Source organism: Streptomyces sp. NPDC043427 (genome assembly GCF_056436655.1).
Genome location: NZ_JBWKCC010000004.1, coordinates 190,019 through 202,988, shown reverse-complemented (window position 1 = coordinate 202,988; position 12,970 = coordinate 190,019). Strand labels below are relative to the sequence as shown.

11 protein-coding genes are annotated in these 12,970 nt (G+C 72.4%); 7 read left to right on the top strand and 4 right to left on the bottom strand.

Annotated elements, in window-relative coordinates; translation table 11 throughout:
* The first annotated feature begins 116 nt into the window (after positions 1-116).
* Positions 117-368: a hypothetical protein gene (locus AC067M_RS10605; protein WP_478696625.1), complete on the top strand. Its 252-nt coding sequence runs from the start codon at positions 117-119 to the stop codon at positions 366-368.
* On the opposite strand, the gene AC067M_RS10600 is transcribed toward AC067M_RS10605, so the two are convergent.
* Both AC067M_RS10600 and AC067M_RS10595 read right to left on the bottom strand, forming a co-directional pair.
* Positions 344-988: an HAD family hydrolase gene (locus AC067M_RS10600; protein WP_478696624.1), complete on the bottom strand. Its 645-nt coding sequence runs from the start codon at positions 986-988 to the stop codon at positions 344-346. The genes AC067M_RS10605 and AC067M_RS10600 overlap by 25 nt on opposite strands.
* A 105-nt stretch (positions 989-1,093) precedes the next feature.
* On the bottom strand, positions 1,094-2,104 hold the full coding sequence (locus tag AC067M_RS10595) for a hypothetical protein (protein WP_478696623.1): 1,011 nt from the start codon (positions 2,102-2,104) through the stop codon (positions 1,094-1,096).
* 133 nt (positions 2,105-2,237) lie between these two features.
* Between AC067M_RS10595 and AC067M_RS10590 the strand changes: the two genes are divergently transcribed.
* Positions 2,238-4,814 carry a helicase-associated domain-containing protein gene (locus AC067M_RS10590; protein WP_478696622.1) on the top strand — a complete coding sequence of 859 codons (2,577 nt, stop codon included), beginning with the start codon at positions 2,238-2,240 and terminating at the stop codon, positions 4,812-4,814.
* Between the two features lie 63 nt (positions 4,815-4,877).
* On the top strand, positions 4,878-6,521 hold the full coding sequence (locus tag AC067M_RS10585; protein ID WP_478696621.1) for a DNA repair helicase XPB: 1,644 nt from the start codon (positions 4,878-4,880) through the stop codon (positions 6,519-6,521).
* Between the two features lie 28 nt (positions 6,522-6,549).
* Here the strand turns inward: AC067M_RS10585 and AC067M_RS10580 are convergent, their stop codons facing one another.
* A complete protein-coding gene (locus tag AC067M_RS10580) occupies positions 6,550-6,735 on the bottom strand; it encodes a hypothetical protein (RefSeq protein WP_478696620.1) in 186 nt (61 codons plus the stop codon).
* Positions 6,736-6,930: 195 nt separating this feature from the next.
* Here AC067M_RS10580 and AC067M_RS10575 point away from each other — a divergent pair, with 195 nt between their 5' ends.
* The 4 genes from AC067M_RS10575 to AC067M_RS10560 all read left to right on the top strand — a co-directional run bounded on the left by AC067M_RS10575 (position 6,931) and on the right by AC067M_RS10560 (position 12,594).
* The gene (locus tag AC067M_RS10575) at positions 6,931-8,475 is read left to right on the top strand and encodes a circularly permuted type 2 ATP-grasp protein (RefSeq protein ID WP_478696619.1); all 1,545 of its coding nucleotides are present in this window, start codon (positions 6,931-6,933) and stop codon (positions 8,473-8,475) included.
* Positions 8,472-9,404, top strand: coding sequence for an alpha-E domain-containing protein (locus AC067M_RS10570; protein WP_478696618.1), 933 nt, complete (start codon positions 8,472-8,474; stop codon positions 9,402-9,404). Before AC067M_RS10575 ends, AC067M_RS10570 begins: the two co-directional genes overlap by 4 nt.
* Positions 9,405-9,406: 2 nt before the next feature.
* Positions 9,407-10,297 carry a transglutaminase family protein gene (locus tag AC067M_RS10565; RefSeq protein ID WP_478696617.1) on the top strand — a complete coding sequence of 297 codons (891 nt, stop codon included), beginning with the start codon at positions 9,407-9,409 and terminating at the stop codon, positions 10,295-10,297.
* 248 nt (positions 10,298-10,545) lie between these two features.
* Positions 10,546-12,594 (top strand): HelD family protein, encoded by a 2,049-nt coding sequence (locus AC067M_RS10560; protein WP_478696871.1) that lies wholly within the window; start codon positions 10,546-10,548, stop codon positions 12,592-12,594.
* On the opposite strand, the gene AC067M_RS10555 is transcribed toward AC067M_RS10560, so the two are convergent.
* Positions 12,591-12,917 carry an ArsR/SmtB family transcription factor gene (locus tag AC067M_RS10555; protein WP_478696616.1) on the bottom strand — a complete coding sequence of 109 codons (327 nt, stop codon included), beginning with the start codon at positions 12,915-12,917 and terminating at the stop codon, positions 12,591-12,593. The genes AC067M_RS10560 and AC067M_RS10555 overlap by 4 nt on opposite strands.
* Positions 12,918-12,970 lie beyond the last annotated feature (53 nt).

The following is a 12,970-nucleotide window of genomic DNA, read 5'->3' as shown; positions in this document are numbered from 1 at the left end:
CTATTAACGCACTGGGGCGGGTCATCGGGACCCGCCGGTACCAAGGCTAATGGTCTCCGGGCGGGTGACAAGACGTCGCCCGGTTGTTCCTTCGCGCAGGGAACTACCCTGGTCGAGTGCGTGACAAAACCCAAACGAATTCCGCCGCTCCCGGTGACCGAATGATCCGAGCCGGTGCCGTCGTGTTCTTCATCGGTACGGTGGCCACTCTCGTCACCGTGGCCCCGTTCCTCCTCGGTACGTCGCCTTTTCCGACGTACATGTTCGGGCTGAGCATGCTGATGGGCGTCGGCTTCCTGCTGGCCGGTGCCGGCGTGCTCCAGTCGATCGCGGCGGGACGGCGTCAGGCGCGCGGCGCGTCGAGGTAGCCGGCGAGCCACCCGGGGAACGCGGTCAGGTCCGTGAGGACCACGTCGGCGCCGAGCGCGCGCAGTGCCTCGACGCCGTACGGGCCGGTCGCCACGGTGACCGAGAGGGCACCGGCCGCCCGGGCGCCCCGCACGTCGCCCTCGTGGTCGCCGACGTACACGCCCGCGCCGTGCTCACGCAGCGCCTGCGCCTTCTGCTCGGCCCACAGGTCGCCGACCACCACGTCCGGGACGATGCCCAGGTGCTCCAGGTGGAGCTTGGCGTTGGGCTCGTACTTGGCGGTCACGACGATCGCCCGGCCACCCGCCGCCCGCACGGCTTCGATCGCCTCCCTCGCGCCGGGCAGCGCGGGCGTGGCGGCGATGGCGACGCCCGGGTACATCGCGCGGTACAGGTCCGCGGTGGCCTCCACCTCCTCCGCCGGGAACCAGTAGCCCAACTCCTGCGCGAGCGGCGGCCCGAGCCGCGTGACGGCGAGGTCGGCGTCGATGTACGTCCCGGTCCGCTCCGCCAGCGCGGTCAAGCAGGCGTGGATTCCGGACCGGGAGTCGATGAGGGTCATGTCGAGATCGAAGCCGACGGTGAGGGCGGGTGAGCTCGTGGAGGCCATATGGGCCATTGTGCCCAGCCGCTCTGTCGGGTCTGCCGCTGGGGACCGCCCGAGGGGCTGCCGCCTACCGCTGTCCAGCTCCGACTATCACTGTCCGCTTCCGACTATTTCTGACTATTTCTGTCGCTGGGAGCGCCACACCAGGAACAGTGCCGACGCGACGGCCGCCCCCCGCACCACCCACGGCCAGGTCTCGGCGACCGCCTCGTTCATGTGGCCCTCGGCGATGGGGGTGCCCCAACGGCCGTTGGTACGACCCCACAGCCAGACGAGCCCGGCGGTGACGGCGAGGCCCGGCACGCCCATCACCGCCAGCTTGGACTCCGTGGGGGTCAACCGGCGGGAGGCGTACGCGATGAGCCAACCGAGGATCAGCACGAACCAGTTGCCGAGCACCGCGCCGGCGACGAGACAGCCGGCGGCGATCAGGAGGAGGGGGTTGCTCCAGTTGCCGGGCCGCAGCCCCGGGAGCCGCCGCCGCACGACGACCGTTTCCTCGACCGCTTCGGCGGCTGCCGCGGCCTCCGCCGCCTTCTCCGCTGCTGCCTTCTCCGCGGCGGCCTTCGCCGGGTCCCCCTTCGGCTCCTTCGGCGGCGGAGGCTTGAGCAGATCGGGGATCTCCACGCCACCGACGAACCCGGGCACCTCGTCGCCGAGCCCGAAGGGACTGCCCCCGTCCGACTGCCACCAGTCCGGCCGGCCCACCCCGCTCCCCAGCTCCTCCGCGCTCGCGAGATGCGGCGGGGACGGCCCGTCGGACGCCGGGCGACTCGGCGCGGCGGGACGCGGCCGGGGCCGCGGTACGACGCGCCGGATCCCCTTCGGCCGCTCCTCCCGCGTCTCCCCGTCGCGCTGTACGGGGACGGAGGGGGCCGGCGCCTGCGGGACGCTCTCCGCTCCGCCGGCCGCGGCGGTGACGACGTCGTCGGGGCTGCCGAGGCGGTCGATGATGCGGCGGACGGCCGCGGGACTGTCCACGGTCGCCTTCGAACGGCGCCGGTCGATCTCGTTGCGCAACTCCGAGACGAGCCGCATCCGCGCGGCCGACGGCAGCTGCCGCTGCTGAGCCACGTCCCCGACGCGACTCAGATACTCGAAGACGACCTGGTCACTCTCGATCCCCACGAAGCCCCTCCGGGGCGGGTGCGTTGGATTACCCGATGGGGGACGAAGGTAGCGCAGGTCGGCATCTCCCAGCCCGTCCGGCGTTCGAGGACGCCACCCCCCACCGTCGTGCCCACCCGCTACCGTGGGTCGGATGAGCAGCCCGGACACCCCGCCCCGCTCCCTCGCGGAAGCGCTCCGCGCCAGGGACGACGTCTCCCTGGCCGCCCTCCTGCGTGCCCGCCCGGACCTCATCACCCCCGTCCCCACCGACCTCACGCAGCTCGCCACCCGCGCCGGCACCCGCGCCTCCGTCGTCCGCGCCCTGGAACACCTGGACCGTTTCGCCCTGCAGACCGCGGAGGCCCTGGCCGTGGCCGCGGACCCGGCGCCGTACGACGAGCTGCTCGGCCTGATGGCCGGTGACGACCGCGACCCGGCCGTCACCGCGGCGCTCCCCGCCGCTCTCGCGACCCTGCGCGTGCAGGCGCTGGTCTGGGGCGGCGATGACCGGCTGCGTCTCGTGCGCACGGCCCGTGAGCTGCTCGCCCCCTCCCCTCAGCACCCGTCGCCGACCGGCCTCGGCCCGACGGTGCAGGAGTCGACCGCGGGTATGTCGCCGGGCCGGATCCAGGAGATCGTCACCACCGCCGGGCTGCCCTCCACGCACGACGCGGTCTCCGCCGTGGCCTCGCTCGCGGCCCTGTTCAACGACCGCGAGCGCATGGCCGCGCTGCTCGCCGAGGCCCCGAAGGAGGCGCGCGAGGTCCTGTCACGGCTGGTCTGGGGCCCGCCGTACGGCCAGGTCACCGCCGCCCCCGCCGCCCACCTGCGCTGGCTCCTCGACCGTGCCCTGCTGGTGCCGACGGCGCCGGGGACGGTCGTACTCCCGCGCGAAGTGGCCCTGCACCTGCGTGACGGCCGCGCTCACCGGGCCCCCGAGCCCGTGCCTCCCGCGGTGGAGTCGACGGCGGCGCACCGCCCGCCGATCGTGGACGCGACGGCGGCCGGGCAGGCGTACACGGCGCTGGCGACCGTCGAGGAGCTGCTGAAGGACTGGGACGAGGGCGGGCCCGCGGTGCTGCGGGCGGGCGGGCTCAGCGTGCGGGACCTGAAGCGGACCGCCGTCGCCCTCGACATGTCCGAGCCGATCGCCGCGTTCTGGGTCGAGCTGGCGTACGCGGCCGGGCTGCTGGCGTCGGACGGGGAGGCCGACGAGCGGTACGCGGCGACACCGGCGTACGACGAGTGGCTGGAGCAGCCCGCCGCGCAGCGCTGGGCGCGGCTGGCCGAGGCGTGGCTGACGGCGACCCGGACGGCGGGGCTGGTCGGCGGCCGGGACGCGAAGGACCGGGCGCTGTCGGCGCTGGGTCCCGGTCTTGACCGCTCGGCCGCGCCCGAGGTCCGTCACCGCGTCCTGACCCTGCTGTCGGCCCTCCCCGAGGGCGCCGCCCCGGCCACCGAGTCGGTCCTGGCCCGCCTCCGCTGGGAACGCCCCCTGCGCGGCCCGCAACAGGAGGACGACCTGCGCAGCCGCCTGGCACGCTGGACCCTGTCCGAGGCGGAACTGCTGGGCGTGACGGGCCGAGGCGCCCTGTCGGCGCACGGCCGGGCCCTGCTCGGGGCGACGGCGTCACGGTCACAGCGGCAACCGCACGAGGCCCCGGCGGAAGGCGGCCCCACCGGCTCCACCGCCCCCACCGGCCCCCTTGGCCCCGGTGACAAGCTGCCCGTCCACCACCACCGCCCCGCACCCCCGGAGCCCCTCTCCTCCGCCGAGCAGGCCGTGGCCTCCGCGGCCGCCGCCCGTCTCCTCGCCCCCCTCCTCCCCGAACCGCTCGACCACGTCCTGCTCCAGGCGGACCTGACCGCGGTGGCGCCGGGCCCCCTGCGACGCCCGTTGGCCGACATGCTGGGTGTCCTCGCGGACGTTGAGTCGAAGGGCGGGGCGACGGTGTACCGCTTCACGCCCGCCTCGGTGCGCCGGGCCCTGGACGCCGGCCGGAGCGCCTCCGACCTGCACGCCTTCCTCACCGCGCACTCCCGCACGCCGGTGCCACAGCCGCTGGCGTACCTCATCGACGACGTGGCGCGCAGGCACGGGCACCTCCGGGTGGGCGCGGCCTCGGCGTACGTGCGCTGCGACGACGACGCCGTACTGAACGAGATCCTCGCCGACAAGCGGGCCGCCGCCCTGCGCCTGCGCCGCCTCGCCCCTACGGTCCTCGCGGCCCAGGCCGATCCGGCGACGCTCCTCGACGGCCTGCGCGCGATGGGCTTCGCGCCCGCCGCCGAGTCCGCCGAGGGCGACGTCCTGATCACCCGCGCCCACGCCCACCGCACCCCGGCCCGCACGGCCCCCGAGCCGGTCCCGGACGGACCCCCGGTCCCCGACGCCACCCTCCTCACCGCCGCCCTCCGCGCGATCCGCGCCGGCGACCTCGCCTCCACCACCCCCCGCAAGGCCACCTCCGCCGACCCCCCGCCGACCGGCGGCGCGCTCCCCCGCACCAGCTCCGCCGAAACCCTCGCCACCATGCAGGCCGCCGTCCTCACCGGCGACACCCTCTGGATCGGCTACGTCAACGCCGAGGGCACGGCCAGCCAACGCGTCATCGCCCCCGTCCGCGTCGAGGGCGGCTTCGTCACGGCCTACGACCACACGGCGGACGAGGTCCGCACGTACCCCCTGCACCGGATCACGGGGGTGGCGGAGCTCGCGGACGACTGACGGTGATCGTCGGGCCATAGGGCAGACTGGACGTTTGACCGTTGTGGAAAGGGTGTGCCGCGCGTGAACGGACCTCTGATCGTCCAGTCCGACAAGACCCTGCTTCTGGAAGTCGACCATGAGCGGGCCGACGACTGTCGTCGGGTCATCGCGCCGTTCGCGGAGTTGGAGCGGGCGCCGGAGCACATCCACACGTATCGGGTGACGCCGCTGGGGCTGTGGAACGCGCGGGCGGCGGGGCATGACGCCGAGCAGGTGGTGGACGCGCTGGTGGAGTACAGCCGGTATCCGGTGCCGCACGCGCTGCTCGTGGACATCGCGGAGACGATGGACCGGTACGGCCGGCTGACGCTGAGCAAGCATCCGGCGCACGGTCTGGTGCTGACGACCACCGACCGGCCGGTGCTGGAGGAGATCCTGCGGTCGAAGCGGATCGCTCCGCTGGTCGGCGCCCGGATCGACCCGGACACGGTCGCCGTGCACCCCTCCGAGCGCGGGCAGATCAAGCAGACGCTGCTGAAGCTGGGCTGGCCCGCTGAGGACCTCGCGGGGTACGTGGACGGTGAGGCGCACCCGATCGAGCTGGCCGAGGACGGGTGGGCGCTCAGGCCGTACCAGAAGCAGGCCGTGGAGAACTTCTGGCACGGCGGGAGTGGGGTCGTCGTCCTGCCCTGTGGAGCCGGGAAGACACTCGTCGGGGCCGGGTCCATGGCTCAGGCGAAGTCGACCACGCTCATCCTCGTGACCAACACCGTCTCCGCACGGCAGTGGAAGCACGAGCTCGTGAAGCGGACGTCGCTCACCGAGGACGAGATCGGTGAGTACAGCGGGACGAGGAAGGAGGTCCGGCCCGTCACGATCGCCACGTACCAGGTGCTGACGACGAAGCGGAAGGGGATCTATCCCCACCTGGAGCTGTTCGACTCGCGGGACTGGGGGCTCATCGTCTACGACGAGGTGCACCTGCTGCCCGCGCCCGTCTTCAAGTTCACGGCGGACCTCCAGGCGCGGCGGCGGCTGGGCCTGACCGCGACCCTCGTCCGGGAGGACGGGCGCGAGTCTGACGTGTTCTCGCTGATCGGGCCCAAGCGGTTCGACGCGCCGTGGAAGGAGATCGAGGCGCAGGGGTACATCGCGCCCGCCGACTGCGTGGAGGTACGGGTCAACCTGACCGACTCCGAGCGGCTCGCGTACGCCACCGCCGAGACGGAGGAGAAGTACCGCTACTGTGCGACGACTGCGACGAAGCGGAAGGTGACGGAGGCGATCGTGCGGCGCTTCGCCGGGCAGCAGATCCTCGTCATCGGGCAGTACATCGATCAGTTGGACGAGCTGGGCGAGCATCTGAACGCGCCCGTGATCAAGGGTGAGACGTCCAACGCCCAGCGGGAGAAGCTGTTCGACGCCTTCCGGGAAGGCGAGATCAGCGTGCTGGTGGTGTCGAAGGTCGCGAACTTCTCCATCGACCTGCCGGAGGCGACGGTCGCCATCCAGGTGTCGGGGACGTTCGGGTCACGGCAGGAGGAGGCTCAGCGGCTCGGGCGGGTGCTGCGGCCTAAGGCGGACGGGCATCAGGCTCACTTCTACTCGGTCGTGGCGCGGGACACCATCGACCAGGACTTCGCGGCGCACCGCCAGCGGTTCCTGGCGGAGCAGGGCTACGCGTACCGGATCATGGACGCGGACGAGTTGCTGGCGGAGGGCTGACCGCCGGCGTGGAGTGACCGTGGGGTGACTACCTGCGGCGGACGCCGGCTTCGGCGCCGTACTCACCGAGGACGAGGACGTCGAAGGCGGCACTCGCGAACACCTTGACGGCGCGCAGGGCGTCACCGAGGCGGTGGCGGTGGCTTCCGCCGAGCGGGGTGGCACCGGACGGGCGGCCCGGTGCGGTGGCGTGGGTGAAGGTCGCTGTACTCATGTCTCCATGGTGGGTTTCCGGACATGAGAACGGCATCGGTCTTCGGGCCGAACCTCCGTCGCCGCCGCGTAGTCCTTGGGGCTGATCCGTGCCCCCCGGGGGGAGGAGGGGAAGCTCCCTAGTGCTCGATCACCTGTCATATGGCCGAAAGCAATCGGAGATCAGCGCGTTACATACCGCACCTACCGTCAGTCCATGGCGGACATATTTGACGCGTACGCGTTGGCCGACGCATGGGACGAGATGTTCGTGCGGCCCGGGGAGGTCAGAACCGCCTATAAACCGGTACTGGCGGCGCTGCAGCCCATCGAACCAGCCGAACTCCGCTTCAAGGCCGACCAGATGGCCCGGGCCTTCACCGACCGCGGCGTGACCTACGCCTTCGCCGGCGAGGAACGGCCGTGGCCGCTGGACCTGCTGCCCCGCATTCTGGACGCGATGGAGTGGGACCTCATCCAGCGCGGGGTCACGCAGCGGGTCAGGGCACTGGAGGCGTATCTCGGGGACGCCTACGGCAACTGCCGGGCGTTCGAGGACGGGGTCGTGCCCTGGCGGCTGCTTCTCAACTCACACCACTTCCACCGAGCCGCCCACGGGGTCGAGCCACCGGGAGGCGTACGCATCCACGTCGCCGGGATCGACCTCGTACGGGACGAGGCGGGCGACTTCCGGGTGCTGGAGGACAACGTCCGCGTGCCGTCCGGCGTTTCGTACGTCATCGAGAACCGGCGCGCGATGACCCGTATCTTCCCCTCGCTCTTCGCCGAGCAGCAGGTACTGCCGGTGGACGGTTACGCGCAGAAGCTGCTGGCCGCGCTGCGGGCGGCCGGGCCCGACGGCATCGGGGACCCGCGCGTAGTCGTACTCACCCCGGGGCCCAGCAACGCCGCCTACTTCGAACACGCCCTGCTGGCCCGGCTGATGGGCGTGCAGCTGGTGGAGGGACATGACCTCGTGTGCCGGGGTAACCGGGTGTGGATGCGCACCACGCGCGGCGAGATGCCCGTCCATGTCGTATACCGACGGCTCGACGACGACTTCCTCGACCCGCTGCACTTCCGGCCCGGCTCGGTGATCGGCTGCCCGGGGATCATGGGCGCGGCGATGGCCGGGAACGTCACCCTCGCCAACGCCGTGGGCAACGGCATCGCCGACGACAAGCTGCTCTACACGTACGTACCTGATCTGATCCGCTACTACCTCGGCGAGGAACCGATTCTTCCGAACGTCGAGTCGTACCGGCCGGAGGAACCAGGGCAGCTGGAGGCTGTGCTCGACCAGATCGACCAGCTCGTCATCAAGCCGGTCGACGGAGCCGGCGGGCAGGGCATCGTCATCGGGCCCAAGGCCGACAAGGAGACGCTGGAACGCACCCGCGCGGCCGTCGCCGCCGATCCGCGCGGCTGGATCGCGCAGCGGCCGGTGGCCCTGTCCACCTCCCCCACCCTGGCGGGCGAGCGCATGGCGCCCCGCCACATCGACCTGCGGCCGTTCGCCGTGAACGACGGGAGTGAGGTGTGGGTGCTGCCCGGTGGGCTGACCCGGGTCGCGCTCCAGGAGGGCAACCTCATCGTCAACTCCAGTCAGGGCGGCGGCTCGAAGGACACCTGGGTCCTCGCGGAGGGCCTCGCCGAGCCGCCGGCCCCCGCCGTGGGCGGCCCGCTGCCGGAGAAGGCCCCGCGCCAGCTCGGACCCGACGGCACCCACACCGCCGTACAGCAAGGGGGGCAGCAGCAGTGAACGACGTGATCCTCTCCCGCATAGCGGAAGCGCTGACCTGGACGGGGCGGTACGTGGAGCGTGCCGACGCCACCGGCCGCATCCTCGACGCGTATCTGCACCGGCTCCTCGAGGATCCGTGGCGCGACGAGGACGCCGCCTGCCGGTCCCTGTACGCGATCCTGGGCGTCGATGCGGGCTCCGGCCCCTGCGACATGCAGCAGGTGCTGGACCAGCTGGCCTTCGACGGCCGCTCGACGGGCTCGATCGAGGGTGCGCTCGGCGCAGCCCGGCTCAACGCCCGCAGCGCCCGCGAAGCGGTCTCGTCCGAGATGTGGGAGTGCCTCAACTCCACCTGGCACGCCCTCGCCGACCAGCGGCTGGCGGCCCGCCGGACGGGCCCGTACGCCTACCTGGAGCTGGTGCGCAGACAGGCGGCCCTGTTCTTCGGCCTGGCCGACTCCACGATGAGCCGGGACGACAGCTGGCGCTTCGTCGTCCTGGGCCGGAGCCTGGAGCGGGTCGACATGACCGTGCGGCTGCTGGCCGTGCGCGTACTGGACGCGGCCCACGCGCCCGACTGGCCGACCCTGCTGAGCGCGAGCGGCGCGGACGAGGCGTACGCGCGGGTGTACGGCGGCTTCGGGGACAGCCCGAAGGTCGCCGAGTTCCTGCTGCTGGACCGGGACTTCCCGCGCTCGGCGCTGCACGCGCTGACCACGGCGGAGGAGTGCCTGGCGGCGCTGGGCCGCCCGCGCCAGGACCCGGCGCGACGCCCGATCGGCGCGATGCGCACACATCTGGAGTACCTCGACTCCCGGTCCCTGGAGGGCGGGCTGCCCGTCCTGCTGCGGGATCTGCAAGGGGCCTGCATGGCGTCCGCCGACGCGGTGGCACAGAAGTTCTTCCCGTACCAGGGGCTCGTCGAGTGGGCCCAGGAAGGAGCGTGACGATGACCCCCGCGACCCCCATGACCGGGAGCACGAAGGGGACACTGCCGGCCACCCGCCGCCTGCGGATCCGCCATGTCACCCGCGTCTCGTACGCCCAGCCCGCGGCCTCCTCGCACAACGAGGTCCGGATGACGCCCCTGACCCTCCCCAGCCAGGCGACCCTGGACGCGCGGGTCCTGGTGAACCCGTCGACGCCCACCTGGTCCTACTGGGACTACTGGGGTACCCAGGTCACCGGCTTCGACCTGATGGAGCCGCACGCCGACCTGACGATCACGGCGTCGAGCCTGGTGGAGACAGCCCCGCCGGGCCCGCTGCCGGACGCCCCCTCCTGGGCGGAGGTGGCCGAGGCGACGTCCCGCACCCGTCTCCTGGAGTACGCGGCCCCGACCCGCCGTACGGCCGTCGCGGACGCCCTGGTGGAGCGGGCGCGGGAGACGGCCGCGGGCCTGGACCCGCACGAGACGGCGACCGCGGTCTCCGCCCTGGTCGCCGACTGCGTCTCCTACGTGCCCGGCTCCACGGGCGTCACGACCAGCGCGGCCGAGGCCTGGGAGCAGGGCGCGGGCGTCTGCCAGGACATCGCCCACCTCACCCTGGGCCTCCTGCGGGGCCTCGGCCTGCCCGCCCGCTACGTCTCCGGTTATCTCCACCCCGAACGCGAGGCGGAACTGCACCGGCCCGTCGCCGGCCAGAGCCACGCCTGGGTCGAGTACTGGGCGGGCGACTGGACGGGCTACGACCCCACCAACCGCACCCGCACCGACGAGTCCCACGTGGTGGTCGGCCGCGGCCGCGACTACGACGACGTGACCCCGCACAAGGGGGTGTACCGGGGGGTGGCCGGAGGCCTGCCGGAGGTGACGGTGGAGTTCACGCGGGTGGCGTGAGGGGTCGAGCGGTGCAGGGCCCGCGCTTGCCGGCGCCGGTCATGGTCAATTCCTGAGGGATGAGGGGGGCGCCCTCCGCGGGAGGACGGAAAACCGTTGGTGCGCCTCCGCGCCGCTCCCCTACAATCTCCGCTCTTGCCCGCCTCCTCTCGGAGTGCCGCCGTCCGGACGGAAACCGGTCGGCATCCCACAGCGCCCGTCCCGCAGGTCCTTCCGGAGGCACCCCCTTGTCCACGCCCGTCGACTCCATGCCCGCAGACGACTCGCCCGTTGACGATCCCCTCTCCCGGGAGCGGTCCCATCTCGCCGCGTCCCGGGCCGCCCTGCGGGCCATGCGGGAAGACGTCGAGGCGCTCGACATCAGCGACGTCACCGCGAACTGGGTCAACGCCCAGATCCTGGAGCGCCAGATCGGGGAGCGCATCAAGGCGCTGGCCGACCTCAGCGGCACCCCGCTGTTCTTCGGCCGGCTCGACTACCTGCACGCGCCGGGCGCGGAGCAGGCGGAAGGCGCGGAAGGCGAGCGCTTCTACATCGGGCGCCGGCATGTGCACGACGGCGAGGGCGACCCGATGGTCATCGACTGGCGCGCACCGGTCTCGCAGCCGTTCTACCGGGCCTCGAAGAAGGACCCGATGGACGTCGGCCTGCGCCGCCGTTTCGGCTACACGGGCGGCGACCTCACGGCGTACGAGGACGAGCACCTCTCCGACCCGTCCGAGGCGGCGACGACCAGCAAGCTGCTCCAGCAGGAGATCGAGCGGCCGCGTGTCGGTCCGATGCGGGACATCGTGGCGACGATCCAGCCGGAGCAGGACGAGATCGTGCGCTCCGGGCTCTCCGGCAGCGTCTGCGTCCAGGGAGGCCCCGGCACCGGGAAGACCGCCGTCGGCCTGCACCGCGTCGCCTACCTCCTCTACGCCCACCGTGAGCGGCTCGCCCGCACCGGCACCCTCGTCATCGGACCGAACAGGTCCTTCCTCCACTACATCGAGCAAGTGCTCCCCGCCCTGGGCGAGTTGGCGGTCAAGCAGGCCACCGTCGACGACCTGGTCGCACACGTCGAGGTCCAGGGCACGGACGACGCGGCGGCCGCGATCGTGAAGGGCGACGCGCGGATGGCCGAGGTGCTGCGCAGGGCCGTCTACTCGCACGTGACCATGCCCACCGAGCCGGTCGTCGTCGTGCGCGGCTCACGAAGGTGGCGGGTTCCGGCATACGAACTCGAGGATGTCGTACGTGAGTTGTTGAACCGGGACATCCGCTACGGCGCCGCCCGCGAGGCCCTGCCGCAGCGCATCGCGCACGCCGTGCTGGTGCAGATGGAGCGGGCCGGGGAGGCGCCGGACGACCGGGTGCAGGACGCCGTCGCCCGCAACAGCGCCGTGAAGGCGGCGGTGAAGGCGGTCTGGCCGGCCGTCGACCCGGCGAAGCTGGTGCTGCGGCTGCTGACCGACGCGGACTTCCTCGCCGAGCACGCGGCGGGGATCCTCAGCGAGGACGAGCAGAAGACGATCCTGTGGGCGAAGCCGGTGCGGTCGGTGAGGTCCGCCAAGTGGTCGGCCGCAGACGCGGTGCTGATCGACGAGGTGACGGACGTCGTCGAGCGCACGCACTCCCTGGGGCACGTGGTCCTCGACGAGGCGCAGGACCTCTCCCCCATGCAGTACCGGGCCGTCGGCCGCCGCTGCACCACCGGCTCCGCGACCGTCCTCGGCGACCTGGCGCAGGGCACCACGCCCTGGGCGACCCGGAGTTGGGACGAGGCGCTGTCCCACCTGGGCAAGTCCGACGCCGTGGTCGAGGAGCTGACGGCCGGTTTCCGTGTGCCGACGGACGTCATCTCGTACGCCTCCCGGCTGCTCCCGCACATCGCGCCGGGCCTGACCCCGGTCGCGTCGGTGCGTGAGAACCCGGGCTTCTTCGACCTGCGGCCGTCCTCCGGGGACGCCGACGTCGTCGCCGCCTGCGAGGAGTTGCTGCGCAACGAGGGCTCGACGGGCCTGATCGCGGCCGACGCGCGCATCCCGGCGCTCGCCGAGGCGCTCACGGCGGCCGGGATCCCGTATCTCGCCCCCGGCGAGGAGACCACGCGGGAGACCCGGCTGACCCTCGTCCCGGCGTCGCTGGCCAAGGGCCTGGAGTACGACTACGTGGTGCTCGACGAGCCCGGGGCGGTCGTGGACGGCGAGCCGGACGAACGCACGGGCCTGCGCCGCCTGTACGTGGCCCTGACCCGAGCCGTCTCCGGCCTGATCGTCACGCACACGGCCGCACTGCCGGAGCAACTCGCCTAATCAGGCAGAGCCTTGAGCACCGCATCCAGGAGGCCGGGGAACCTCGCGTCCAGGTCGGCGCGGCGCAGCTGCACCAGGCGGTTGCGGCCGACCGCCCGGGTCGAGGTGATCCCGGCCTCACGCATGATCTTCAGGTGGTGCGAGACGGTCGACTTGTGCAGATGACCGACGCCCAGCTCCTCGGGCGCGCAGCTGAGCGGCTCACCGTGCGCGTACTCCCGCAGCAACAGCAGCCGCACCGGGTCGCCGAGCGCGTGCAACACCCTGACCAGCTCGATGTCGTTCACGTCGGGCTGCGGCAGCCATTCACCGTCCGCACTCACGGGCACACCCCTCTCCAAACTGTTTGACAATCATCCAACAATCCCTATTGTTT

Coding starts and splice junctions, on each gene's coding strand:
- AC067M_RS10575 (WP_478696619.1), top strand. CDS start 6,931: ATGGCGGACATATTTGACGCGTACGCGTTGGCCGACGCATGGGACGAG.
- AC067M_RS10590 (WP_478696622.1), top strand. CDS start 2,238: ATGAGCAGCCCGGACACCCCGCCCCGCTCCCTCGCGGAAGCGCTCCGC.
- AC067M_RS10600 (WP_478696624.1), bottom strand. CDS start 988: ATGGCCCATATGGCCTCCACGAGCTCACCCGCCCTCACCGTCGGCTTC.
- AC067M_RS10580 (WP_478696620.1), bottom strand. CDS start 6,735: ATGAGTACAGCGACCTTCACCCACGCCACCGCACCGGGCCGCCCGTCC.
- AC067M_RS10565 (WP_478696617.1), top strand. CDS start 9,407: ATGACCCCCGCGACCCCCATGACCGGGAGCACGAAGGGGACACTGCCG.
- AC067M_RS10560 (WP_478696871.1), top strand. CDS start 10,546: ATGCCCGCAGACGACTCGCCCGTTGACGATCCCCTCTCCCGGGAGCGG.